The 24,686-nt window shown below is 72.7% G+C and carries 24 protein-coding genes; 11 read left to right on the forward strand and 13 right to left on the reverse strand.

All coding sequences use genetic code 11. The annotated features are described in order from the left end of the window. The first annotated feature begins 3 nt into the window (after positions 1-3). Positions 4-1,185 carry an acyl-CoA dehydrogenase family protein gene (locus ABD333_RS06830; RefSeq protein ID WP_344538681.1) on the forward strand — a complete coding sequence of 394 codons (1,182 nt, stop codon included), beginning with the start codon at positions 4-6 and terminating at the stop codon, positions 1,183-1,185. Further along, complete coding sequence (locus tag ABD333_RS06835) at positions 1,186-2,370, forward strand: CaiB/BaiF CoA transferase family protein (protein ID WP_344538683.1); 1,185 nt, start codon at positions 1,186-1,188, stop codon at positions 2,368-2,370. Here the strand turns inward: ABD333_RS06835 and ABD333_RS06840 are convergent. From ABD333_RS06840 to ABD333_RS06860, 5 genes are all read right to left on the reverse strand, one after another. Continuing rightward, the gene (locus tag ABD333_RS06840; protein WP_344538685.1) at positions 2,319-3,620 is read right to left on the reverse strand and encodes an MFS transporter; all 1,302 of its coding nucleotides are present in this window, start codon (positions 3,618-3,620) and stop codon (positions 2,319-2,321) included. The genes ABD333_RS06835 and ABD333_RS06840 overlap by 52 nt on opposite strands. 47 nt (positions 3,621-3,667) lie before the next feature. After that, complete coding sequence (locus ABD333_RS06845; RefSeq protein ID WP_344538686.1) at positions 3,668-4,432, reverse strand: ABC transporter ATP-binding protein; 765 nt, start codon at positions 4,430-4,432, stop codon at positions 3,668-3,670. Positions 4,433-4,434: 2 nt separating this feature from the next. Further along, positions 4,435-5,487 carry a FecCD family ABC transporter permease gene (locus ABD333_RS06850; protein WP_344538688.1) on the reverse strand — a complete coding sequence of 351 codons (1,053 nt, stop codon included), beginning with the start codon at positions 5,485-5,487 and terminating at the stop codon, positions 4,435-4,437. Further along, positions 5,477-6,562: an ABC transporter substrate-binding protein gene (locus ABD333_RS06855; RefSeq protein ID WP_344538690.1), complete on the reverse strand. Its 1,086-nt coding sequence runs from the start codon at positions 6,560-6,562 to the stop codon at positions 5,477-5,479. Before ABD333_RS06855 ends, ABD333_RS06850 begins: the two co-directional genes overlap by 11 nt. Positions 6,563-6,638: 76 nt before the next feature. Continuing rightward, complete coding sequence (locus ABD333_RS06860) at positions 6,639-7,232, reverse strand: hypothetical protein (RefSeq protein WP_344538692.1); 594 nt, start codon at positions 7,230-7,232, stop codon at positions 6,639-6,641. A 78-nt stretch (positions 7,233-7,310) separates the two neighbouring features. Here ABD333_RS06860 and ABD333_RS06865 point away from each other — a divergent pair, with 78 nt between their 5' ends. From ABD333_RS06865 to ABD333_RS06875, 3 genes are all read left to right on the forward strand, one after another. Continuing rightward, positions 7,311-8,177 carry a helix-turn-helix transcriptional regulator gene (locus tag ABD333_RS06865; RefSeq protein ID WP_344538693.1) on the forward strand — a complete coding sequence of 289 codons (867 nt, stop codon included), beginning with the start codon at positions 7,311-7,313 and terminating at the stop codon, positions 8,175-8,177. A gap of 138 nt (positions 8,178-8,315) precedes the next feature. Continuing rightward, a complete protein-coding gene (locus tag ABD333_RS06870) occupies positions 8,316-9,323 on the forward strand; it encodes an aldo/keto reductase (protein WP_344538695.1) in 1,008 nt (335 codons plus the stop codon). Continuing rightward, positions 9,323-10,270, forward strand: a complete 948-nt coding sequence (locus ABD333_RS06875) for a quinone oxidoreductase family protein (RefSeq protein ID WP_344538696.1) — start codon at positions 9,323-9,325, stop codon at positions 10,268-10,270. Before ABD333_RS06870 ends, ABD333_RS06875 begins: the two co-directional genes overlap by 1 nt. On the opposite strand, the gene ABD333_RS06880 is transcribed toward ABD333_RS06875, so the two are convergent. The 4 genes from ABD333_RS06880 to ABD333_RS06895 are packed head-to-tail and all read right to left on the reverse strand — an operon-like array spanning position 10,260 to position 13,658. Beyond that, positions 10,260-11,324: an NAD(P)H-dependent flavin oxidoreductase gene (locus ABD333_RS06880; RefSeq protein WP_344538698.1), complete on the reverse strand. Its 1,065-nt coding sequence runs from the start codon at positions 11,322-11,324 to the stop codon at positions 10,260-10,262. The two genes, ABD333_RS06875 and ABD333_RS06880, sit on opposite strands and share 11 nt — an antisense overlap. Continuing rightward, on the reverse strand, positions 11,321-12,052 hold the full coding sequence (locus ABD333_RS06885; RefSeq protein WP_344538699.1) for a CoA-transferase subunit beta: 732 nt from the start codon (positions 12,050-12,052) through the stop codon (positions 11,321-11,323). Before ABD333_RS06885 ends, ABD333_RS06880 begins: the two co-directional genes overlap by 4 nt. After that, on the reverse strand, positions 12,049-12,912 hold the full coding sequence (locus tag ABD333_RS06890; RefSeq protein WP_344538700.1) for a CoA transferase subunit A: 864 nt from the start codon (positions 12,910-12,912) through the stop codon (positions 12,049-12,051). Before ABD333_RS06890 ends, ABD333_RS06885 begins: the two co-directional genes overlap by 4 nt. Beyond that, positions 12,909-13,658: an enoyl-CoA hydratase family protein gene (locus tag ABD333_RS06895; protein WP_344538702.1), complete on the reverse strand. Its 750-nt coding sequence runs from the start codon at positions 13,656-13,658 to the stop codon at positions 12,909-12,911. The genes ABD333_RS06890 and ABD333_RS06895 overlap by 4 nt, the downstream gene beginning before the upstream one ends. A 55-nt stretch (positions 13,659-13,713) precedes the next feature. Between ABD333_RS06895 and ABD333_RS06900 the strand changes: the two genes are divergently transcribed. Next, the gene (locus tag ABD333_RS06900; protein WP_344538704.1) at positions 13,714-14,481 is read left to right on the forward strand and encodes an SDR family oxidoreductase; all 768 of its coding nucleotides are present in this window, start codon (positions 13,714-13,716) and stop codon (positions 14,479-14,481) included. 28 nt (positions 14,482-14,509) lie between these two features. After that, positions 14,510-15,418 carry an SDR family oxidoreductase gene (locus tag ABD333_RS06905; protein ID WP_344538706.1) on the forward strand — a complete coding sequence of 303 codons (909 nt, stop codon included), beginning with the start codon at positions 14,510-14,512 and terminating at the stop codon, positions 15,416-15,418. Here the strand turns inward: ABD333_RS06905 and ABD333_RS06910 are convergent. Beyond that, on the reverse strand, positions 15,403-16,356 hold the full coding sequence (locus ABD333_RS06910; protein ID WP_344538708.1) for an AraC family transcriptional regulator: 954 nt from the start codon (positions 16,354-16,356) through the stop codon (positions 15,403-15,405). The genes ABD333_RS06905 and ABD333_RS06910 overlap by 16 nt on opposite strands. Before the next feature lie 17 nt (positions 16,357-16,373). Then, entirely contained in the window at positions 16,374-17,399 is a 1,026-nt protein-coding gene (locus ABD333_RS06915) for a hypothetical protein (RefSeq protein ID WP_344538710.1), read from the reverse strand. 157 nt (positions 17,400-17,556) lie between these two features. On the opposite strand from ABD333_RS06915, the gene ABD333_RS06920 reads away from it, so the two are divergent. Then, positions 17,557-18,381 (forward strand): NAD(P)H-binding protein, encoded by an 825-nt coding sequence (locus ABD333_RS06920; RefSeq protein WP_344538712.1) that lies wholly within the window; start codon positions 17,557-17,559, stop codon positions 18,379-18,381. A gap of 1 nt (position 18,382) precedes the next feature. Here the strand turns inward: ABD333_RS06920 and ABD333_RS06925 are convergent, their stop codons facing one another. Then, the gene (locus ABD333_RS06925) at positions 18,383-18,796 is read right to left on the reverse strand and encodes a MarR family winged helix-turn-helix transcriptional regulator (RefSeq protein ID WP_344538714.1); all 414 of its coding nucleotides are present in this window, start codon (positions 18,794-18,796) and stop codon (positions 18,383-18,385) included. Positions 18,797-18,888: 92 nt separating this feature from the next. On the opposite strand from ABD333_RS06925, the gene ABD333_RS06930 reads away from it, so the two are divergent. From ABD333_RS06930 to ABD333_RS06940, 3 genes are all read left to right on the forward strand, one after another. Further along, positions 18,889-20,658: an ABC transporter ATP-binding protein gene (locus tag ABD333_RS06930; protein WP_344538716.1), complete on the forward strand. Its 1,770-nt coding sequence runs from the start codon at positions 18,889-18,891 to the stop codon at positions 20,656-20,658. Positions 20,659-20,868: 210 nt separating this feature from the next. Continuing rightward, entirely contained in the window at positions 20,869-21,477 is a 609-nt protein-coding gene (locus ABD333_RS06935; RefSeq protein ID WP_344538718.1) for a hypothetical protein, read from the forward strand. Next, positions 21,474-22,946, forward strand: a complete 1,473-nt coding sequence (locus ABD333_RS06940; RefSeq protein ID WP_344538719.1) for an NADH-ubiquinone oxidoreductase-F iron-sulfur binding region domain-containing protein — start codon at positions 21,474-21,476, stop codon at positions 22,944-22,946. Before ABD333_RS06935 ends, ABD333_RS06940 begins: the two co-directional genes overlap by 4 nt. A 36-nt stretch (positions 22,947-22,982) precedes the next feature. Here ABD333_RS06940 and ABD333_RS06945 read toward each other — a convergent pair whose 3' ends face one another. Then, positions 22,983-24,440 (reverse strand): serine/threonine-protein kinase, encoded by a 1,458-nt coding sequence (locus ABD333_RS06945; RefSeq protein WP_344538720.1) that lies wholly within the window; start codon positions 24,438-24,440, stop codon positions 22,983-22,985. Positions 24,441-24,686 lie beyond the last annotated feature (246 nt).

Below are 24,686 nucleotides of genomic sequence, written 5' to 3' on the forward strand. Positions count from 1 at the left end.
CTCGTGGGCAGACTTCAGCAGACGTACGGGCTGACCGGCGAGCAACGCGAGATCCTGGCGACCGTCCGCGCGTTCGTGGACAAGGAGATCCTCCCGGTCGCGACCGATCTGGAGCACGCCGACGCCTATCCGCAGGCGATCGTGGACGGGATGCGCGAGCTCGGACTCTTCGGGCTCATGATCGACGAGGTGTACGGCGGGCTCGGCGAGTCGCTGCTGACGTACGCCCTGGTCGTGGAGGAGCTGTCGCGCGGCTGGATGAGCGTGTCGGGCATCGTCAACACGCACTTCATCGTCGCGTGGATGATCACCCAGCACGGCACCCCCGAGCAGCGGGACTTCTACCTGCCCCGGATGGCCACGGGGGAGATCCGCGGCGCCTTCTCGATGTCGGAGCCCGGCTGCGGCTCGGACGTGGCGGCGATCCAGACCCGCGCGGTGCCCGCCGGTCCCGGCATGTACGCGATCACCGGCCAGAAGATGTGGCTGACCAACGGAGCCACCGCCAACCTGGTCGCCACGCTCGTCAAGACCGATCCGGCCGCCGGGCACCGGGGCATGACGACCTTCCTCGTCGACAAGGAGCCCGGCTTCGGCGAGGTGGCGCCCGGGCTGACCGTGCCCGGCAAGATCGACAAGATGGGGTACAAGGGCGTCGACACCACCGAGCTCCTCTTCGACGCGTACCGCGTTCCGGCCGCGCGGATCCTCGGCGGCGAGCCGGGCCGCGGCTTCTACCAGATGATGGACGGCGTCGAGGTCGGACGCGTCAACGTGGCGGCGCGCGGCTGCGGCATGGCCCGCCGCGCGTACGAGCTGGCCCTGGCCTACGCCAGGGAACGCGAGACGTTCGGCAAGCCGATCGCCGAGCACCAGGCGGTCCTGTTCAGGCTCGCGGAGATGGCGACCAAGGTCGAGGCCGCGCACCAGCTGATGGTCATGGCGGCGCGGCGCAAGGACTCGGGAGAACGCAACGACCTTGAGGCGGGGATGGCCAAGTACCTGGCCGGCGAATACTGCAAGGAGGTCGTGGAGGACTCGTTCCGCATCCACGGCGGCTACGGCTACTCCAAGGAGTTCGAGATCGAACGGCTCTACCGGGAGGCGCCGATGCTGCTGATCGGGGAGGGCACGGCCGACATCCAGAAAATGATCATCGGTCGCCGGCTGCTGGCGGAGTCGTAGGTGCTCCCGCTGGAGGGCGTCACCGTCGTCGCGCTGGAGCAGGCGGTGGCCGCGCCGTTCGCCAGCCGCCAGCTCGCCGACCTCGGCGCCCGCGTCATCAAGGTCGAACGCGTGGACGGCGGCGACTTCGCCCGCGCCTACGACGCCTCCGTCAAGGGCGCGCTCGGCACGCACTTCGCCTGGCTCAACCGTTCGAAGGAGTCGGTCGCGCTCGACCTCAAGCAGCCGGGCGGCCGCACGATCCTCGCCCAGCTGATCGCCAAGGCCGACGTCTTCCTGCAGAACCTCGCACCGGGCGCCGCCGCCCGCCTCGGCTTCGGTGCCGAGGCCCTCCGCGCCCGCCACCCGCGCCTGATCGTCATCGACATGTCGGGGTACGGCTCGCGCGGGCCGTACCGGGACAAACGTGCCTACGACATGCTCGTGCAGGCGGAGGCCGGGCTCGTCTCGGTGACCGGAACGCCCGAGACGCCGGTCAAGGCGGGCTCGCCGCTGGCCGACATCGCCGCGGGGATGTACGCGTTCTCGGGAGCCCTCGCCGCCCTGGTACGGCGGGGGACCACAGGCGAGGGCGCGTCGGTCGAGGTGTCGATGTTCGACGCCGTCGCCGAGTGGATGGGCCAGGCGATCTACGCGACCCGCTACACCGGGGAGGCGCCGCGGCGGTCCGCGCTCGGCCACCCGGTGATCGCGCCGTACGACGCGTACCCGACCTCGGACGGCGAGGACGTGGTCATCGGCGTCCAGAACGACCGGCAGTGGGCCGCCCTCGTCACCGGCGTCCTCGGCCGCGCCGATCTGGCGTCCGACCCCGGCTACGCCACCAACCGGGCGCGCGTCGGCAACCGGACGGAGGTGGACGCGCTCGTCGTCTCCGTGACCGCCGGGATGACGCGCGCCGAGCTGGTGCGGCGGCTGGACGAGGCCGGGGTGCCCAACGCCTCCATCAACGACACCCATGGCCTGCTCGCGCATCCGCAGCTGGCCGAGCGTGACCGCTGGCGCACGGTCGGCTCACCGGCCGGGGAGCTGCCGGCGATCCTGCCGCCCATCACCTTCGCGGACACCGAAGCACGGATGGGCCCGATCCCGGCGCTCGGCGAGCACACGGCCGCCGTGCTCGCCGAGCTGGGCTACGGCGCGGCGACCGTCGGCAGGTTGCGCTCGGCCGGGACCGTCGCCTGAACGTCGCGGTCGGGCCGCACGGTCAGGAGCGCCACCAGGCCGCCCGCCACCAGCAGCAACCCCGACACGTCGAAGGCGTTGTCGAAGCCCGCCGCCTCGGTGGCCGCCGCGTCGATGATGAGGCCGGACACGTACGGCGCCAGGATGCTGGACGTCGCCGCGACGGCGTAGCCGGTGGCGAGCGCGGTGGCCCGCTGCGTGGGCGGGCAGATGCGCGCGATCGCGGCGGTGGTCAGCGGGGTCTGCGCGTTGCCCACCGCGAATCCCAGCGCCATCAGCGGGAGCATCAGCGCCACCGGGCCCACCCGGGTGAGCCCGAGCAGGCACAGCCCGCCGGTCAGCGCGGCGACGGCACCGATCACGCCCTGCGCGAGCCGCGGCGAGGCGTCCCGCTTGAGCAGCCGCTGCGCGAGCACGCCCCCGCCCAGCACGAACAGCACCCCGGTCACGCTCGGCAGCCCGATGGCTCCGCTCACCGCCGCGTCGCTGAAGCCGACGTGGTCCTCCAGCCAGGTGGGGAGCCAGGTCAGCGCCAGTGCCAGCGACCACATCACGGCGAACATCGAGAAGGTGCCGCCGAGCCACGTGCCGGACAGGAAGATCCGCCGGTACGGGACGCGCTCGGCCTGGCCGGCCTTCGCCTCGTCGGGCGAGGGCGCCGCCGCGTAGGGCCCGTCGCCGCCCCAGCGCCACCACGCCAGGAGCCACAGCAGCCCGAGCAGGCCGAGCATCCCGAACGTGGCGCGCCAGTCGAACAGGGCGAGGACGACGATCACCAGCGGCGCGCCGACCACCGCGCCGAGCGCCGCGCCGACCGCCATGAGGGCCGCGGGCAGCGAGCGCCGCACCTCGGGGAACCAGCCGAACGCGATGTTGGTGGCCAGCGGGAAACTCGGTCCTTCGCCAGCGCCGAGCAGGACGCGCGTCGCGACCAGGCTGGCGAACCCGGCCGCCGGGATCAGGATCGGCAGCTGCGCGGCCGACCAGACCAGCACGAGCACCGCGAGCAGCGGCCGGGCCCGCAGCCGGTCGCCGAACAGGCCCACCAGCAGCGCCGACAGGCTGAACAGCAGGTAGAAGGAGCTCGCGATGGCGCCGAACTCCGACGCCGTCAGGTCCAGGTCGTCCCTGATCGGGTCGGCGACCAGGCCGAGGACGCCCTTGTCGGCGAAGTTGAGCGCCATGAACGCCATCAGCAGGGCGACGATCGACCAGGCTCGGCGCCCGGTGGCGGGGGCTTCGGGCTGCACCGGCGGCTCCTTCGAGGGCGGGGGACGCGCGCGGGCGGATGCGGCGATCATAGCGACGCCACCGCGATATGGGGACGGCCCGTGATCGGGTGCGGACCGACATGGGCGCGCACCCCGAACACCTCCGCCACGAACTCCGGCGTGAGCACCTCCAGCGGCGGGCCCGCCGCCCGTACGGCGCCGTCCTTCAGCACGACCACGTGGTCGCAGTACGCGGCCGCGTGATCGAGGTCGTGCAGCGCCGTGAGCAGCGTGAGCCCGAGCGAGCGGATCAGGTCGAGCAGCCCCAGCTGAGCCCGGACGTCCAGATGATTGGTCGGCTCGTCGAGCACCAGGAGCGGCGCCTCCTGGGCGAGCGCGCGGGCCAGCAGCACCCGCTGCCGCTCACCGCCCGACAACGTCGAGAACAGCCGGTCCGCGGCCCACGCCATCTCGACTCGCTTGAGCGAGTCCGTGACCACGGCGCGGTCGGCGGCGTCCTCACGGTCGAGCAGGCCCTTGTGCGGGGCGCGTCCCATCGCGACGACCTCAGCGGCCGAGAACTCCGCCGTCAGGTCGCCGTGCTGCGTCACCACGGCGCGATGGCGGGCGGCCCGCCTGGCGGGCATCCGCCACAGGTCGGCCCCGTCCAGCGACACGACCCCGCCGGTGGGCCGCAGCGCCCGGTAGACGGTGCGCAGCAAGGTCGACTTGCCGCTCCCGTTCGGCCCGACCAGCCCGACGAACCGTCCCGGCTCCGCGACGAGATCGACGTCCGACACGATCGGGGTGCCGTCGATCTCGGCGGTGACGCCCTCGATGACCAGCCGCATCCTCACGCACCTCCCGAACGGCGGCGCATCAGCAGCCAGATGAAGAACGGCACCCCGAGCCCCGTGGTGAAGATGCCGACGGGCAGCTCGTTCGGCCGGTCGACCGTGCGGCAGGCGATGTCGACGGCCACCAGGAACAGCGCTCCCATCAGCAGCGCCACGGGCAGCACGCGGCGGTGGTCGCCGCCGACCAGGAAGCGGGCGGCGTGCGGCACCATCAGCCCGACGAACCCGATCCCGCCGACCACGCTCACGGCGGTCGCGGTCAGCAGCGAGCCGATCACCAGCAGCGCGATCCGCAGCGCCGCCACCGAGGTGCCGAGGCCCGCGGCCGCGTCCTCACCGGCCATCAGCGCGTTCAGGTTGCGGGCCTGGAGCAGCAGGAACGCCGTGCAGGCGGCGATCACGGCGGCGGGGACGCCGAGATCGGACCAGGTGGCGCCCGCGACGCTGCCCATCAGCCAGAACATCAGGCCGTGCAGCTCGGTCGGGTTGACCTGCAACTGGAGGTAGGTCGTCGCGGCCGAACACAGGTAGCCCACCGCGACGCCGATCAGGACGAGCCGGGAGTCCAGCAGGCGCCCGCCGCGCTGCGCCAGCGCGTACACCGCGAGCACGCTCAGGATGGACGTGGCGAACGCCGCGCCCGTCACCCCGAGCCCGCCCACCGCGGTGGCGCCGAACGCGACGACCAGGACCGCGCCGAGCGACGCTCCGGACGAGATGCCGAGGATGTACGGGTCGGCCAGCGGATTGCGGACCAGGGCCTGGAGCGCCACCCCCGCCACGCTGAGCCCGGCGCCGACGAGGGCCGCCACCAGGACGCGGGGCGTCCGGATGTCCCAGACGACCTGGTCGCGCAGCGGGTCGCCCACGCCGGAGCCGGTGAGACGCGCGCCGATCACCTTCCAGACCGCCCCGAACGGCAGGTTCACCGAGCCGATCGAGATCGCCGCGACCGTCGTCAGGACGAGGGCGGCGGCCAGCGCGACGATGAGCACGCCGATCATCCGCCCCGAGACCAGGTGCGGCCCGCTCTTGGTCTCAGCCGACACCGTGCACCGCCTTGGCGAGCTTCTCGACGGCCACGGCGTTCAGCGGGCCGAGGAAGACGCCGTCGGCCACCGTCGCGAACGTGCCGGTCCTTGACGCGCTCCACTGCGGGTACTGCGCGAAGAGCCTGCGCGCCTCGGCGGCCGGGTCCTCGGTGGGCTGGAAGGCGCCCACCACGAGGACGTCCACCTGGGCGGTCGCGAGCTGCTCCTTGTTGATCGACGCGACGGCCTCGGGGGCCAGGCCCGCGAAGGCGTTGACGCCGCCGGCCGCCTTGAGCACCTGGTCGGCGACGCCGCCGGTCCACACGGCGGGCAGGCCGTGCGCGTTCATCATCGCCATGCCGGGATAGGCGATGAGGACCTTCTTGGGGGTCCTGCCCGCGGTGCGGGCGCGCACGTCCTCGATGCGGCGCCGGAGGTCGGCGGTCACCTCGGCGGCCTTGTGCTGGACGTCGAAGACGCGGCCGAGCAGGCGCAGGAAGTCGTGCGACGACTCGATCGAGGCGTTCTTGTACCTGCGGCGTTCCGCCTCGGTGGCGGCCGGCTTGCCGTACGCGCAGTTGACCGGGTTGACGAGGGTGGTGATCCCGGCGGCGGCGAGCTGCTCGCGCGTCGCCATGCCCTTCTTCGCGTCGAAGCCGCCGGACCAGTGCGAGATCACCAGGTCGGGCTTGGCCGCGAGGACCTGCTCGGCGGGGACCTCGAAGTTCTTGTTCATCGTCAGGCCCCCGGTCGGGAGGGCCTTGATGGCCGGGATCATCGAAGGGTCGTCCGACACCCCGTACGACTGGGCGTTGGCGAGGATGTGCTTCTGCAGGCCGAGCAGGACGACGCTCTCGACCTCCGCGACCGAGGTCCCGTTGAGGATCAGGACGCGCCGCGGAGGCCTGGCGAAGGTGATCTTCTGGCCGCAGTTGTCGAACGTGAGGGGATAGCTGGTCTTGGCCGGTGGGGCATCCGCACCGGACGAGACGGTGTCGGCTCCGGACGGGGAGCCGCCGCACCCGGCCGCGGGGGCCGCGAGCGTCAGGGCGGCGAGGGCCGCGAGGGCAGGCGGCCTCATACGAACGTTCATGGAGGGTTTCCTTGCTTCCGGTGGTCGTCACGGGTACGCGAAGGCACGCCGGACCCGCCCACCGGGGGCGATGGGGTCAGGCGGCGGCGTGCGGTCGTACCGCCGGAGGCCCCCGGCGGCGGACGGCGCGGGCCAGCAGCACCCCCAGGAGCGGCGCCGGGTCGGCGGCGACCAGCACGGCCCACGGCGGACGGTGCGCCACCGGCCGCGAGATCGGCCGGACGTGGGCGATCGCGATCGTGAAGACGGCGGTGAGCAGCCACCAGAGCGCCCGGTCGGCCCCGGCGAGCAGGGTGGCGGCGGCGACCGCGGCCACCAGGTGACCGGCGAGCATCGCCGGCCCGAGCGCCGCCGTCCCGGCCGGTGGCGGCGGGGGCGCGGCCCCCGCGTGGTGCGCCGGACCGGACGCCAGCACCGTGAACGCGAAGTGGAAGGCGACCTGGGCCCAGCCGACCAGGACCAGGATCTTCCAGAACGAGAGCAGACGGGCGGCCACGACGACGCAGAGCACGCCGACGACGGCACCGGCCGCGAGTATCACCGGGACGGGCGGGAGGCAGCAATCCCCGCCGCCGCCCCGCACGTGGCCGGCGAGCGCGAGCAGCGTGCACGCGGCGGCGAGGAAACCACCCCGCGCGTACCGCGGCATCACCGCACCCGAACCGGCCACGTGGCCAGCCTAGAGCCGGAGGCGATCAACGCCCGGCCGGGGGGCGAACCGGCGCGGGCGCGCGGTTATCGTGGGGCCATGAGCAGCGTCAACGGCCCAGAGGGCACCTCGCACGGTCTGCGCCGCGACGAACTGCGCGACTTCCTGAGGACGCGGCGCGCCCGGCTCACCCCGCGTGACGTGGGCATGCCGGACGCGGGACGGCGCCGGACCCCGGGCCTGCGGCGCGAGGAGGTCGCCGTGCTCGCCGGGGTCGGGGTGTCCTGGTACACCTGGCTCGAACAGGGCCGCGACATCAAGGTCTCCGGGGACGTGCTCGACGCCATCGCCCGCGCGCTGCGGCTGGACGAGGCCGAACGGCAGCACCTCTACCTGCTCGCCGGGCTCAATCCTCCCCAGGCCGAGGCGAAGGACTCCGTGGAGATCAGCCCCGAGCTCCAGCGGGTGCTGGACGCGTGGTCGCCCCGGCCCGCCTACGTCCGCGACCGCTACTGGAACTTCGCGGCGATCAACCAGGCCGCGCAGATCGTCTTCGGCTACGACGTGCACGATCACAACTGCGTGGTGACGTTCTTCACCAACGAGCGGTACCGGGCGCGCGACACCCGGTGGGCGGAGGCGGCGAGCAAGGTGGCGGGCAGGTTCCGCGCCGACGCCGCCCGCTATCCGGACGATCCCGAGTTCGGCCGGATCGCCGCGGACCTGAGCGCGGTCAGCCCCGAGTTCGCCGAGATCTGGGCGCGGCACGAGGTCACCGCCGACACCACGGCCGTCAAGACCATCGACCATCCCGACGTCGGCGAGCTGGCGTTCGAGGCGCTGGCGATGCCGCTGGAGGCGATCCCGGGACACCATCTGGTCCTGCACAACCCGAAGCCCGGCACCGAGACCCAGGAACGGCTGGAACGCCTGATGAGCCGCGTGCGCCTCGTTCAGGCGAGCTAGATCGGCCCCGGCTTCCGCCCGTTCCCGCAGCCTGGTGGTGCCACACCCAGGATAAGCCGCGTCTGTCTGCCCTCCCGGATGTCCTGCACGATCGGTGGCATGGGCCTTGCACGGCCTTCCCACCTGAGAGGAGACACCATGAGGACACGTACGTTCGCGGGCACGCCCGTCGGCGCCGTCGGGCTCGGCTGCATGGGCATGAGCTGGGCCTACGGCGAATCCGAACGGGACGACGCCGCGTCGATCGCCCTGATCCACGAGGCGGTCGACCTCGGCGTCACCTTCCTGGACACCGCCCAGGTCTACGGCGACGGTGACAACGAGGCACTGCTCGGCCGGGCCCTCGCGGGCCGGCGCGACCAGGTCGTGATCGCCACCAAGACCGGCCTGCGGGTCGAGGACCGCGCGACCATCGACATGAGCCGCGACGGTTCGCCCGAGTTCGTGAAGAGGTCGCTGGACGACAGCCTGCGCCGGCTGGGCACCGACGTCGTCGATCTTTACTACCTGCACCGCGTCGACCCCGAGGTTCCCCTTGCCGAGACCTGGGGAGCGATGGCCGAGCTGGTCACCGAGGGCAAGGTGCGGCGGCTGGGCCTGTCCGAGGTGACCGTCGCGCAGGCTCAGGAGGCCCACACGGTCCACCCGGTCGCGGCGATCCAGTCGGAGTTGTCGCTGTGGACGCGCGACCCGATGGACGCGCCGGGCGGCAGCGCCGGAGGGTTCTCCGGCGACACCATCTCGGGCAGCGGGCCGGGCGACGTGGTCGGCTGGTGCCGGGACAACGGCGCCGCCTTCGTGCCGTTCTCCCCGCTCGGAAGGGGCTTCCTCACCGGCTCCGTCACCGCGGCCGACTTCGAGGACACCGACTACCGGGGCCGCAACCCGCGTTTCCAGCAGGAGGCGCTCAAGGCCAACCTGCGGATCGTCGACATCGTCAAGGGCGTCGCGGCCCGTCACGGCGCCACCCCGGCCCAGGTCGCCATCGCGTGGACGCTCGCGCAGGGCGACCACATCATCCCGATCCCCGGCACCAAGAAGTCCAAGTACCTGAACGAGAACGCCGGCGCCGCCGACCTCGACCTCACCGCGGCCGACCTGGCCGAGCTGAACGACGTCCCGGCCGCCGTCGGGGACCGGTACTGATGAGGGCGGTCACCATCCCCGCGTTCGGGGACGCCGGCGTCCTGACGATGGCCGACGTGAAGATCCCCGAACCGGGCCCCGGCCAGGTCGCCATCGACGTCGCGTACGCGGGCGCCAACTTCGCCGAGATCCTCTACCGCCAGGGCGTCGCGGACGTTCCGCTGCCGTTCGTCCCCGGCATCGAGGTCGCGGGGCACATCCGCGCCCTCGGGCCCGACGTCGAGGGCCTGCGCGTCGGCCAGGCGGTAGCCGCGCTCACGATCGTCGACAGCGGCGGCTATGCCGAGGTGGTGGTCACCTCCGCCGATCTGGTCGCCCCGCTGGAGGGCGGCGCGCTCGACCTGCGCGTCGCCGCGGCGGTGCCGTCCAACAGCACCACCGCGTTCCTGGTGCTCGACCGCGTGGCGCGCATCGAGCCCGGCGAGTCCGTCCTGGTCCACGCCGCGGCGGGAGGCGTGGGGAGCCAGCTGGGCCAGGCCGCCCGGCTCCTCGGCGCCGCCCGCGTCGTCGGGACGGTCGGCGGCCCGGCCAAGGTCGAGGCCGCCAGGGCGTTCGGCTACGACGACGTGGTCCTCCGCGACGAGCTCACCGGCAAGTTCGACATCGTCGTCGACATGGTCGGCGGCCCGACGCGCCGCGCCAGCTTGGACGCCCTCGCGCCCATGGGCCGCATGGTCGTCATGGGCAACGCGTCCGGAGGGCCGGACGTCGGCGTGCCGGCCAACGAGCTGTGGTTCTCCAACAAGACCGTGTCGGGGTTCAACCTCGCCGCGTTCTCGGCCGCGTTCCCGGCCGAGGCGGGCCGGGCCCTGCGCCGGGCGGTCTGCGCCGCCGCCGCCGGCGACCTGCGCCTCAAGGTCGAGGAGCTTCCCCTGGAGGAGGCCGCCGAGGCGCAGCGCCGCATCGAGTCGGGTGCCACGACCGGCAAGCTGGTCCTCAAGGTCTGACGCTGGCCTGCTGGCTTCTGATGGCGCCGACGGCGGTCTGGACGATGTCGTCGATGAGGGCCTCGCAGGTGGGCAGCTCGTCGATGACCGCGACCACCTGGCCCGAGGCCATCACGCCCAGGTCGGGGCGGCCGTCCACCATCGCGGCCCTCAGCAGCATGGGCGTGTTGGCCGCCATGAGCACCTGCGACCAGGACAGGTCCTTGCCGTGCTTCATGGCCCTGCCGTCGGCGATCATGGCCCGCCAGGACATGCCGGAGAGCCGTTTGAAGCGGGCGCCGTTGCGCAGCGCGCGGACCAGGCCGGTCAGGCGGCCCGAACGTTCGAGGGTGTCGACCAGGTCGCTGCGCAGGACCCGGTGCGGCATACCGTCCACCTGCCGGGTCACGACCGTTTCGGCGGCGCCGAGATAGACCCGCTTGACCTCCTCGGGCACGGAGCTGTCGGCTGTCAGGAGGAAGCGCGTGCCCATGGCGACCCCGGCCGCACCGTAGGCGAGGGCCGCCGCGAGGCCGCGGCCGTCAAAGAAGCCGCCGGCGGCGATGACCGGGATGTCGACGGCGTCGACGACCTGGGGGAGCAGGAGCGTGGTGGCGACCGCGCCGGTATGGCCGCCGCCCTCGCCGCCCTGGACGAGCACCGCGTCGGCTCCCCACGCGGCGACCTTCTCGGCGTGGCGGCGGGCGCCGACGGACGGGATCACCACGACGCCCGCGTCCTTGAGCCTGCCGATCAGCTCCCGCCGGGGCGCCAGGGCGAACGACGCGACCCGTACCCCCTCCTTGATCAGCAGGTCGATGCGGTCGCCCGCGTCGGTGGCGTCGGCGCGGAGGTTGACGCCGAACGGGGCGTCCGTGCGGTCCTTGACCTCGTGGATCGCGTGGGCCAGCTGATCGAGGGTCATGGTGGCCGAGGCGAGCACGCCGAGGCCGCCCGCCTCGGCGACGGCCGTGACGAGGCGCGGTCCGGCCACCCAGCCCATGCCGGTCTGCACGACGGGATGCCGTACGCCGGCCAGCCGGGTGAGGGGCGTGTCGAGGAGCTGCTCGATCATGACGGGACCTCGCGTTCGCGCAGGCCCTTGGGGTCGAGGACCTCGCGCATGATCCGCAGCTCGTCAGGGGTGGGAAGGCGGGTCTCGGGGACCTCGGCGGGAACGTCGAGCTCGAAGCCGGTGCCGGCGATCACCTCGGAGACCGGGACGCCGGGGTGGACCGAGCGCAGGCGCATGCGGCGCGTGGGGGTCTCGAAGTCGAGCACGGCGAGGTTGGTGACGACGGCGCGGATCTCGTACGCGCCGCGGTCGTGACCGACGCCGCTCACGAAGTCGACCTTCTCGGTGAAGACGCGGGCCGAGTGTCTGGGCACCCAGTAGCTGGTGGTGTTGAGCAGCGTGTTGCCCGGTCCGCCGCGGACGCCGAGAAGCTGCCGTTCAGGCCGCTCCCAGTCGCCGATGCACGAGATGTTGGTGTTGCCGAACGGGTCGATCTGGACGGGGCCCATCACGACGTGGCGCCGCCCGTTCAGGACCAGCCAGAGATGGTCGCGGAACGGGAGCCAGCCTTCGATGGTGGTGGCCTTGCGTCCCAGCGGGACGGGTTCGGCGCTCAGCACCGGGCCGCCGTCGGTGGTCAGCAGGTCCGGCTCGAACGTCGCGCGCGCCAGGCGTGAGCCGAGCATCGGGACGAAGCCCGCCACCGCCGCGGCCACGATCTCGCCGTCGCCCCTGAACAGCTCGGCGCAGGCCACCGCGCAGACCTCGGCGCGAGTCGCCGTCGTCATCGGTTCTCCTCCTGCCACGTGCGTACGGCGTCCTGGTAGGCGGCCTCGTCTCCGGACAGGAACCGCTCACGGAACGCGGCCCATTCGCCGGGGTCGGCCGCGGCCTTGGCGTAGAGCCGCTGGAACGCCTCGTCCCGGTCGTGGTCGGGCTCGCAGGCCGTGAAGTGCGCGCCGCCCGGGGTCTCGACGACCCCGGTGACGTGGGCGCGGCTGATGAGAAGGGACTGCGGCGGGCCCTCCTTGAGCAGGTCGCCGGTGTCGACGAGCCGTTCGCACGACACGTAGGTACGGTCGGCGGCCTTGGCGAAGAGGTCGTCCATGTACGGGTCGGGGCCGAGGTACTGGGCGTTGCCGCGGGCGTCGGCGCGGTTCAGGTGCACGAACGCCGCGTCCATCGTCAGCGCGGGGACGGCGACGAGCTCCTGTCCGTCCTCGTACGGCGAACGGATCGTCCTCAGCTCCGGGTTGACCCGCAGCACGTCCGAGCCGATCCCCGCCGGCGTCGGCAGGAAGGGCAGCCGGTGCGCCGCCGCGTACAGCCCGAACATGAACATGCCCTCGTCGTACTCGGTCAGCTCGATGCCGCCGTTCTGGCGTGCCTGCCGGAAGTGCGGCTCCAGCGGGATCGAGTCGAGGGTGACGAACGCCGTGACCAGCCTGCGCACCTTCCCGTACGCGCAGAGCAGGCCGACGTCGGGCCCGCCGTAGGAGACGACGGTCAGGTCGCTCACCGGGGAGCGGCAGATCGCGCGCACCAGCGCCATCGGCTTGCGGCGCGACCCCCAGCCGCCGATCCCGATCGTCATGCCGCTCTCCAGCGACCCGGCGATCGCGTCGATCGTCGTGACCTTGCCGCTCACCGGCCCTCCCCGCGCACGAAGGCGTCGCGGTGGGCGTCACCGGCGCCGACCAGGTTGAGCTCGAAGGTGAAGCCCTGCTCGTAGCGGTAGCTGCGCTTCACGTCGACCGGGTCGATCCCGTTGAGCGACTCCTTGGCCCGCCGGATCACCAGCGGGTCCTTGGCGGCGATGCTCCCGGCGACCTCGAAGGCCTTCGCGCGCAGGTCAGCGGCCGGGACGACCTCCAGCACCGATCCGTGCCGGTGCAGTTCCTCGGCGGTCACCGTGCGGCACGTGTAGACCATCGCGCGCATCAGGTGCTGCGGTACGAGGCGCGCGAGGTGCGTGGCGGCGCCGAGCGCGCCCCGGTCGACCTCGGGAAGGCCGAAGTAGGCGTCCTCGGCGGCGACGACGACGTCCGCGTTGCCGACCAGGCCGATGCCGCCGCCGAGGCAGAAGCCGTTCACCGCGGCGACGACCGGGACCTCGCACTCGTAGACCGCCGCGAACGCCGCGTAGCAGCCGCGGTTGGCGCCGACGAGCGCGGTGTGGCCCTCGGTGTTCTGCATCTCCTTGATGTCGACGCCGGCGTTGAAGCCGCGTCCCTCGGCGCGGAGCACGACGGCGCCGACCTTCGGGTCGCGTCCGGCCGCGAGCACCGCGCCGGCCAGGTCGAACCAGCCCCGGACGGTCAGCGCGTTGACCGGTGGGGCGTCGACGACGATCTCGGCGATCCCGCCCGCGTGGGTCGTGGTGGAGATTCCCATGCGCTACCTTTCCACCAAACATTTGTTAGAACAGACCGTAGCAGAGGAGGGCCGGATGACTCTTTCGCTGGATCTCACCGGCAGGCTCGCCGTCGTGACGGGGGGAGTGCGCGGAGTCGGCCTGGGCATCAGCCGGGCTCTCCTGGAGGCGGGAGCCGACGTGGTCGCCGTCGCCCGCCGCACGCCGGAGTCGCTTCCCTCGGCCGGGGGCCGCACGGCACGGTTCGTCTCGCTCGACGTGCGCGACCCGGCCGCGGCCGAGGCGTTCCTCGACGGTCTGGACCGGGTGGACGTCCTGGTCAACAACGCGGGCGGCACCCCGTACCTGCCGATCTCCGAGGGCGAGGTCCGCACCCATGTCAAGATCATCGAGCTGAACCTCACCTCGGCACTGATCATGTCGAGGGCCGCCAACGCGCGCATGCAGGCCCAGGACGGCGGCGGTTCGATCATCATGATCAGCAGCGTCAGCGGCATGCGGCCCTCACCAGGCACCGCCGCGTACGGCGCCGCCAAGGCGGGTCTGGAAAACCTCGCCACCTCGCTGGCCGTCGAGTGGTCCCCGCGCGTACGGGTCAACTCGCTCACCCTCGGCATGGTCCGCACCGAGCAGTCCCATCTGCACTACGGCGACGAGGACGGAGTAGCCGCGGTGGCGCGGACGGTGCCGCTGGGCCGCCTGGCCGACCCGTACGACATCGGCGCGGCCTGCGCGTTCCTCGCCTCCGACCTCGCGAGCTACATCAGCGGGTCCGCGCTGCTGCTGCACGGCGGGGGAGAACGCCCCGCGTTCCTGGACGCCGCCAACGTCAACCGCGAGTGAAACGAGCCAGGTGAACAAGGAGGATTGAATGATCTGCAAGGACCGCGTCGCCGTCGTCACCGGAGCGGGCCGCGGCCTCGGCCGGGCGCACGCGCTGGAGTTCGCCCACCAGGGCGCCAAGGTCGTCGTCAACGACCTCGGGGTCGCCCGCGACGGCACCGGCGACGCCTCCGGAGGCCCCGCGCACGAGGTGGTCGAGGAGATCGAGCGGCTCGGCGGGCAGGCGGTCGCCAGCCCCCACGACATCGCCACCGAGGAGGGGGCGGCCGCCCTGGTCGCGACCGCGATCGACGCGTTCGGGCGCCTGGACGTCCTGGTCAACAACGCGGGCTTCCTGCGCGACCGGATGCTGGTCAACCTGTCCGAGGACGAGTGGGACGCGGTCATGCGCGTTCACCTCAAGGGGCACTTCCTGCCGCTCAAGCACGCCGGGCGGTACTGGCGCGGCGAGGGCAAGGCGGGCCGGCCGGTCGACGCCCGGGTCATCAACACCTCGTCCGGCGCCGGGCTGCTCGGCAGTGTCGGCCAGGGCAACTACTCGGCCGCGAAGGCCGGCATCGTCGGGCTGACCCTGGTCGCGGCGGCCGAGCTCGGCCGCTACGGGGTGACGGTGAACGCGATCGCCCCGGCCGCCCGGACGCGCATGACCGAGGAGGTCTTCGCGCAGACCATGGCCGCGCCCGGCGAGGGCGAGTTCGACGCGATGGCCCCCGAGAACGTGTCGCCGCTGGTGGTCTGGCTGGGCTCGGCGGAGTCGCGCGGCGTCACCGGCCGGGTCTTCGAGGCCGAGGGCGGGAGGATCTGCGTGATGGACGCCTTCCGGCATGGCCCCGCCATCGACAAGGGCGCCCGCTGGGATCCAGCCGAACTGAGCCCCGTTCTGACCGAGCTGCTCGCCCGTTCGCCGGCGCCCGAGCCCGTCTACGGCACGAGCTGAGCGGTCGCGCGCAGCACCGTGCTCGGGCTCTCGCCCCGCACCCGCTTGAAGGCGTTGCTGAAAGCGAACCCGTCCGAGTAGCCGACCTTGCGCGCCACCGACGCCACGCTCGACCCCGGCTCGCGCAGCAGGTCGGCCGCCACGGCCATCCGCCACTCGGTCAGGTACGTCAGCGGCGGCTGGCCCACGAGCTCGGTGAAACGCCGGGCGAAGACGGCCCGCGACATGCCGATCTCACCCGCCAGCCCGGCCACGGTCCAGGGCTTGGCGGGCTCGTCGTGCAGCAGCCGCAGCGCCCGCCCGATCTGGGGGTCGCCGAGCGCGCGGTACCCGGCGGGCGGCTCGGCGTCGGGCCGGGCGAACCACGAGCGCAGCACCCGGACGAGGAGCATGTCGAGCAGGCGGTCGAGAATGACCTGCTGGCCCGGTTCCTCGCGGACGATCTCCGTGGCGAGCAGGTCGAGCAGCGGCACGAACTCGGGCGCCCGCGGAACGACGGCCAGCTCCGGCAGCGCCCTGAGGAGCCGCTCGCAGACGTCGCCGCGCATCGCGTACTCGGCCGTGACGAAGAGGTCCGAGCCGTCGGCCGTGAACCCGTACGTCCGCGGCCCGAGCACGAAGTTGTGCGCGGCGGTTTCAGGCCCGTCCGCGGTCAGCCAGCACCGGTCGGCGCTCTCGATGACCACCTGGGCGGGAGTGTCCGGGCTGTCGCCCACGGTGAACGAGCCGTTGCCCCGAATCAGGACGATGTCGCCCTCCCGGGCCTCCACCGGCTCCCCGCCGACCGGCGTGATCCAGGCGTCGCCGCTGAGCATGGCGCCGAGCGCCAGCGGGGTCGACGAGGTGCGGTGCACCGCCCAGGGCGGCTCGGCGACGGACCGGCAGAACGTCGCGCCGCGCGCCCGCACACCGGACAGGAGGTCGTCGAGGAGGTCCATACCAAGACGATCTCACATCAGACCAGGGAGTCCAGATACGAGATCGTCGTCGTCCGGGCACCGCGATCGCCGCCGGCGAAGCCGTAGCACAGCCGCGCCGAGTCCCCGGCCCGCTGGATCGCCATGCCCTCGGCCTTCCGGTGGACGTGCGGGAAGGAGGCCGAGGGGCCGGAGTCGAGGGACCGCCGCTGCACCACGCGCCCGGTCGTGAGATCGACGGCGGTGAGGTAGGCCTCGTCCCGAGCGTTCGCGGCCAGGATGTACATGTGCCGGTCATAGGGCGCATAGCCCTGGACCTCCACGACGCCGCTCGCCCCTGGGGCCGCCCGGATGCTTCCGGGGAACGTCGGGAGCGGTGGCTCCGTGAACCACGCGACCGGGTGGTAGCTGCGGGCGATCACATCGTCCAGCGAGTAGACGGCGTAGCGTGCCCTCCCGGCCAGGACGTACCGCTGCACCAGCCGGTTGCCGGCCGGGTCGAGCGCGCAGGTGACGTCGGTGGCGCCTCGGACCAGCCAGTGCTTCTCGATGACCGCCGACTCCGGGGTGAACGTGGCGCCGTCGGCGAACGGAATCCTGGCGAGGGCCCGGCCGGTGCAGTCCAGCCCGTCCGTCCGGACGGCGCCGTCCACTTCGACCCACAGGCGCAGGTCGCCGGGTGTCGACTCGACGGCGATCGACATCCCGTGGCCCCACCCGACGCCTCTCCGGTCGCGCAGGACCATGCCGCCGAGGACGTTCCCGGCCAGATCGGTCTTCGTGACGCGCAGGCGGCCCGCGGGCGCGGCGTCGATCTCTTCGAGCAGCTGCGCGAAGTAGAGGTGGCCGCGCAGGTCGTCGAAGCCGAACGACTGGATCACCGAGCCCGGGCGGATCGTGGTGTTCCACAGCAGCGGGCGCACGGCCCCGGCGATGTCGAACCGCCTCGGCGCGGACGCGTTCGCGGCCCGCGCACCGGCGAGGAACGGGGTCAGCGCCACCGCCGCCGCGGCTCGCCCGCCGAGCGTGAGCGCCCGCCGCCGGTTCCACTGCTGCTCGTGCATGGACCCACCTCGTCGACCCGATCTTCCGCTGCGTGGAAAGGTAGCGGTCCTCGGTGGAGCACGCGTCATCCCGAGGTGTGATCTTCGGGACGATCGCGCATGCGATCGAGACGAACACCCATGGATCGTCTCGCGTCCGGCTGATGTCATGATCCCCATGACCGAATCGACCATTCTCGTGCTCGGCGCCCGCGGCAAGACCGGCCGCCGCGTCGCCGACCGCCTCACCGGCCTTGGCCGCCCCGTCCGGGCCGCCTCCCGCACCACCGGCTTCGACCTGGCCGACCCCGCCACCTGGAACGCCGCCCTTGACGGTGTGTCCGCCGTCTACCTGGTCCCGATGAACGAGTACGTCGACCAGTCCGTCATCGCGGACTTCACCGCCGCGGCGGTCGCGGCGGGCGTCCAGCGGATCGTGCTGCTGTCTGCCCGGGGCGTGGGCGGAAAGCCCCAGCCCGCTCAGGAACCGGCCGAACGCGCCGTCCGCGAGTCCGGGGTCGCCTGGACGATCCTGCGCCCGGCCTGGTTCGCCCAGAACTTCAGTGAGGACTTCTTCCTCGATCCGCTCCGGGCGGGCGAGCTGGCGCTGCCCGCCGGCGAGGGGCGCGAGCCGTTCATCGACGCCGAGGACATCGCCGACGTCGCGGTGGCGGCGCTCACCGGCGAGGGGCACGCGGGCGAGATCTACGAGATCTCCGGCCCCGAGCCCCTGTCGTTCCGTACCGCCGTCGAACTCATCGCCGAGGCGTCCGGCCGGGAGATCCGCTACACGCCGCTCCGGACGGCCGAGTTCGTCGCGAACCTCACCTCCGTGGGGCTGCCCGCCGAGTCCGCCGAAGTCCTGGCGGGCCTCCTGGACGGCATCGCCAACGGCGTGGGCGACCACGTGAGCGACGGCGTGAGGCGTGCCCTGGGCCGCGACTCCCGCCCGTTCGCCGACTACGTCAAGGCCGCCGCCGCCACCGGCGTGTGGTCGGCGTAGCTCATTCGCGGTCGTCGAGCAGCGCGAGCAGCGCACGAAGCTGCTCGCGCTGCCCGGCGGTCAGCGGCCGGAAGACCTCCTCGGCGGCCTCGCGGCGCGCCTCGGCCATCCGCGTCCGCACCGCGCGCCCCTGGTCAGTGGCGGACACCAGGGTCGAACGGCGGTTGCCGGGATCGGGCTCGCGGGCGGCCAGCCCGGCCTTCTCCAGCGCGTCCACCACGGTGGTGACCGAACGGGGCACCACGCCCAGCCGATCGGCCAGCTCCGCCATGCGCAGGGGCTCCTCGGCGCTGGTGATCACTCGTAGCGCCCGGGACAGGGACGGCGTGAGCCCCAGCGGCGCCAGGCGCTCCAGCTGCCTGCGGCGGATCCTGCGGGCGGTCTGGCCGAACAGCTCCACCAGGTCCTTCTCCATACAAGAGAGCCTAACTCACTGTTTAGCGGAATAACTGTGAGCTTGGCTCAGTTAAATCGGGCATCTTCGTGACCATCCCCGAGGAGCCGCCCATGCAGTCCACTCCACAGACACCCCCACCCGAGCTGCGCCGCATCCTGCGGCTTTTCCGCCCCTACCGCGCCCGGCTGGCGGTGGTCGCCCTCTTCGTCGGCCTGTCGGCCCTGGTCGCGCTGGCGTCGCCGTTCATGCTCCGCGAGGTCCTGGACGTCGCGCTGCCGCAGGGCCGCACCGGCCTGCTGGCCCTGCTCGTCATCGGCATGATCGCCGTCGCGGTCGCCACCAGCGTCTTCGGCGTCCTGCAGACCTACATCTCCACCGGCGTCGGGCAGCGGGTCATGCACGACCTGCGCACCGCCGTCTACGGGCACCTGCAGCGGATGCCGCTCTCGTTCTTCACCAGGACCCGCACCGGCGAGGTGCAGTCCCGGATCGCCAACGACATCGGCGGCATGCAGTCCACGGTCACCTCGACCGCCACCTCGCTGGTCTCCAACTTCACCTCGGTCATCGCGACCGTCATCGCGATGGCGGTCCTCGAATGGCGCCTGACCCTCGTCTCCCTGGCCATGCTGCCGTTCTTCGTCTGGATCAGCCGCCGCGTCGGCCGCGAGCGCAAGCGGATCACCGGCCAGCGCCAGCAGCAGCTGGCCGCGATGTCGGCGATCGTGGAGGAGTCCCTGTCGGTCAGCGGCATGCTGCTCGGCCGGACGATGGGCCGCTCCCGCGCGCTGACGGGCGACTTCGCGGCCCAGTCCCGCGACCTGGTGGACCTGGAGATCCGGTCGAGCATGGCCGGGCGCTGGCGGCAGTCGACCATCGGCATCGTCATGTCGGCGATGCCCGCCGTCATCTACCTGGCCGCCGGACTCACCTCGTCCAACGGCAAGCCGTTCATCTCCATCGGCACCCTGGTGGCCTTCACCACGCTCCAGGCCTCGCTGTTCCGCCCGATGGTGATGCTGCTGCAGACCGGCGTCGAGGTGCAGAGCTCGATGGCCCTCTTCGGCCGCATCTTCGAATACCTCGACCTGCGCCCGGACATCGAGGAGCCCGCGAAACCCACCCCGCTCACCAAGGTGCGCGGTGAGGTCCGCTTCGAGAACGTGGGCTTCTCCTACGACGGCTCGCCCGCCCTCAAGGATCTCGACATCACGATCCCCGCGGGCACGAGCCTCGCCCTCGTCGGTGAGACCGGCTCGGGCAAGACCACCCTCGGCTACCTGGTGCCCCGCCTGTACGACGCCACGTCCGGCCGCGTCACGATCGACGGCGTCGACGTCCGCGACCTGTCGTTCGAGGACCTCGCCAACGCCGTCGGCGTGGTCTCGCAGGAGACCTATCTCTTCCACGCCAGCGTCGGCGACAACCTGCGCTTCGCCAAGCCGGACGCCACCGACGACCAGCTCCACGAAGCCGCGCGCGCCGCGCGGATCCACGACCACATCATGAGCCTCCCGGACGGCTACGACACGATGGTCGGCGAACGCGGCTACCGCTTCTCGGGCGGCGAGAAGCAGCGTCTGGCGATCGCCCGCACCATCCTGCGCAACCCGCCGATCCTGGTCCTGGACGAGGCGACCAGCGCCCTGGACACCCAGACCGAGCAGGCCGTCCAGGAGGCCATCGACCGCCTCGCCGAAGGCCGCACCACCATCACGATCGCGCACCGCCTGTCCACCGTCCGCGACGCCGACCAGATCGTCGTCCTCGACAAGGGCCGCATCGCCGAACGAGGCACCCACGACGAGCTGCGGGCCCAGGACGGCCACTACGCCACCCTCCTGTCGCGCGACAACGCCGCCGTCCCCGTCGCCGTGTGAATCCTCCTCCCCGGATCGCCGAACTGACCCCGAGCTGGAGGCGTCCTACCAGCCGGCGGGTTCGTCACGGACTACCGGAGAGGCGAGATGGCTCCCGACCATCGCAGGCTCGCGCACGAGGGAACCAGGGGTTTCGGCGTAGGCACCGGCTCCGCCTCCGGGCGTAGGCCTGTCAGACGCCGGAGGGTACGGATTCCGCTCCGGCCGGCCGTGATGCTCACTCCGGGGGCGGCGGCCTTCGCGCTGCTCGGCATGGCGATCAGCATGGGCCGGGCCGGTCCCGCCGCCCGGGCGCTGGGACGGTTCCTCGATTTCTACTGCGGGGTCTTCGCGCTGGTCACCCTCTCGCTGGCGGTCATGGTCGGGGTGCTCGCGACGGATCGTACGATCCTCGCCCCGGCGCACCGGGTGCACGCGCAGGCCGTGCACCGGGCACTGGCCTTCGCCGCCGTCGCGATGCTGGCGGCGCATCTGGCCACGCAACTGTCGCGGCATCGGGTGGGGATCGCGGAGGCGTTCGTCCCGTTCTCGTCCTCGGTGACGTTCGCGCTGGGCACGGTCGCGTTCTATCTGCTGCTCGTGGCGGTCGCGAGCGGCATCGCGCGGGGGCGGTTCGCGCTCACCGGCAGGCCGTGGGCGTGGCGGCTCCTGCACCTCAGCGCCTACGTCGCGTGGCCGATGGGCATCTGGCACGGCCTGACGGCGGGCCGGGAAGCCGCCCCCTTCGTGAAGACGGCCTACGCGCTCTGCCTGGGAGCGGTGGCGCTGGCCCTGATCGCACGGCCATTCCTCCGGCGGCGGGCGGGGAGGGGATCGTGACCGGGCTCGCCGTGCGGCAGATCGGCCCCGGCCGGCTCACCCGCGGACTGGAAGGCGGCGGCCGTGTCGACTGGGAGACGCACCGGCGCCTGCACCCCGACCCGCGGATGATCGGCTCCGACGGACTGATCGCACTCGCCGAGGCGGGCAGGCTGTGCGGCCGGGGAGGGGCGGGCTTCCCGTTCGCCACCAAGCTGCGGGCCGTCGTAGCCAGCGCCGCGCGCCGCCGCAAACGCACCGTCGTGGTCGTCAACGGCACCGAGGGAGAACCCGGCAGCGCCAAGGACAAGGTGCTGCTCCGCCGCGCGCCGCACGTGATCCTGGACGGCGCGGCGCTGGCCGCCACGGCGCTCGGCGCGCGCGAGATCGTGGTCGCGGTGACCGACGAGGAGGCCGCCGCCTCGGTGGAGCTCGCGATCCGGGAACGGGAGCTGGACGGGCGTGCCCGGGTCGTCCGGCTGCCGGAACGGTTCATCACGGGTGAGAGCGGGGCGCTGGTTCGCGGCATCAACGGACGCCGTCCCATCCCACCCGGCCGCAAGGGCCGCACCTCCACCCGGGGCGTCGACGGGCTCCCGACGCTGCTGTCGAACGCGGAGACCTACGCGCAGCTCGCCGTTCTCGCCGGACTCGGGCCGGGCGCGTACGGGAAGGTCGGCATCCCGGAGGAACCGGGCACCGTCCTGCTGACCGTGACCGGGTCGGCCCGGTTCCCGGCGGTCGTGGAGACACCGGCGGGGGCACCGCTGGCCCATCTGCTGGACCTGTGCGGCAGCCGGGCGGGCGAGGGCGTGCTCGTCGGCGGCTACCACGGCGCGTGGCTCAGCGGCGACACCGCCACCCGCACGCAGGCGTCACGGGCGAGCCTGCGGGAGGCGGGCGGGACGCTCGGCGCGGGCATCGTCATGCCGATCGGCCGGGGCACCTGCCCGCTCGGCGAGGTCGCGCGGGTCGCCCGCTATCTGGCCGCCGAGTCGGCGGGGCAGTGCGGGCCCTGCCGGCTCGGCCTGCCCGACGTCGCCGGGGCGCTCGCCGCGCTGGCGGGCGGGCAGGACGCGGCGGCCGCGCTGGAACGGGTCCGCCGGGCGGCCCGGATGGTGGTCAGGCGCGGCGCCTGCGCCCACCCCGACGGGGTGTCGCGGTTCGTCCTCACCGCGCTGGAGGTCTTCGAGGCCGACGCCGCCGACCATGTGGCGCACGGCGGCTGCGGGCGTCCCGTGCTGGGCGTCCTGCCCGCCGAGACCGACGCGCAGCTGCGGCTGGAGGTCGACTGGAGCCGCTGCGACGGGCACGGGCTCTGCGCCGGCCTTCTGCGCGGCACCGTACGGATGGACGAGTACGGCTATCCCGTGATCCCCGCCGAGCCGATCCCGGCGGCGCTCGAACCGGACGCCCGGCGGGCCGTCGCCATGTGTCCCGGGCTGGCGCTCCGCCTGGTGCCGCGCGTTCCCAAGGAAGCACGCCGATGACCGGCGGCGAACCCACGTCGCTGACCGGCAGGCCGCTCAGCTCGGACGGTATTCCTTGAGGTACTGGGCGACCTTCTGGGCGTACGGCCTGTACGCGGGAGGCACGCCGCGGGCCTTCTTCACCTTGTCGACGCTCGTGCGATAGAGCCCCGCCAGGTTGAGCGCCGGGTCGCCCGGCACGTCCTGGATCTGGCGGCCGAGCGAGCACAGGAACCGGCCCATCGCCGGGATGGACAGCTCCGGGGTGATGTCGGCGGGCCGCGGCGCGGGGTTGTTGGACCCGCCCGGCTGCCAGTACATCAGCACCGTGGGCGTCCACCGGGCGATGCCGTACTCGTCGGCCTTCGGGTCCGAGAGGTAGGGGTTGAAGTCGCTCTCGGCCTTGAGCATGGCGGCGATCAGGGCCGGGCTCATTCCCTTGATCTCGCACCACGTGCCCGCGCGCACGATCAGGCGCCGGTACTGCACCGGGATGCCGCGGTCGGTACGGAGCCACCGTCCGTTCGGATCGCCCATGGACTCGCCGTGCTCCTTCTTGGGCGCGGAGTCGGCCCGCTTCGCGCGCTCGTCGTCTCCGGCGAGGGCCCACACGGTCCCGCCGGTGGCGAGCATGAGCGCGGCCACCACGCCCCCGGCCGCCCAGAGCAGGCGGTTTCGGCGGGCCGCGCGCCGCTTCTGGGCCGGGCGGGTGTGGGGCAGCGGATCGGTGTCGACCTTGCCGAGCGTCTGGGACAGGGCCTGGGCGAAGTCGGCGGCCGAGACCCAGCGGCGCTCCCGCTCCGGGTCGAGCGCGCGCTCCACGACGATGTCGATGTTGTGCGGCACGGTCGGCCGCAGCTCGCTCGGCAGCCGCTTCCCCTCCGCGGGCGGCTCCCCGGTGAGCATGTGATAGGTGAGGGCGCCCAGCCCGTACACGTCGGAACGCCTGTCGGGGGCACCGTCGATCTGCCCCTGCTCGGGGGCCATGTAACCCGGCGACCCGGCGGGCAGCGTCAGGCTGGACAGCCGGTCGTCGGTCCGGGCGATGCCGAGGTCCGAAATCATGATCCGGTCGGCGCCGTCGGTCGACCGGATCAGCACGTTGGACGGCTTGAGGTCGCGGTGCACGATGCCGCGGGCGTGCAGCGCCTCCACGCCGCGGGCGACCTCGCGGGCCAGGTTGAGCGCGTCGTTCAGCGGCAGCGGACCGGCGGCGAGCAGCTCCTCCAGCGTGCCGCGGTCGGCGTAGCTCATCACGAAGTAGGGCCGGCCGTCCGGCAGCTCGCCGATGTCGAAGACCTGGACGAGCCGGTGCGAGTCGACCGAGCGCAGCAGCCGGGCCTCCCGCACGAAGCGTTCCCGGACGTCCTCGCGCTGGGCCCAGTGGTCGGCCAGGATCTTGATCGCGACCGGGGCCTCCAGCTCGGCGTCGTGGCCGAGCCAGACGGCGGCGAAGCCGCCGGATCCGAGGAGCTTGTCGATCCGGTAGCGCCCAGCCGCACGCGGAGTCTCCATGGTCGCCAATCATGAAGGATCCGCTGGGTTTCGGGGAGTCCTTTCAAGGCATCAGACCTGTCACGTCTGCCGTGTTCGATTCTGGATCACCGCAGGTCAGCTGAGGGGCCGGTGGTATCAGGGCCAGGAATTCGCCCGCAATGGCAGATGTTGGACACAAAGGGCCGCCGCCAGGGTCGTCGTACGGTCGTTCCCGATCGACCGGACCCCCGGGAAAATGGATCGCCTGGGCGCGGCCTGGGCGGC

Origin of the sequence: Actinomadura fulvescens, from assembly GCF_039533225.1 — a bacterium.
GTDB lineage: Bacteria > Actinomycetota > Actinomycetes > Streptosporangiales > Streptosporangiaceae > Spirillospora > Spirillospora fulvescens.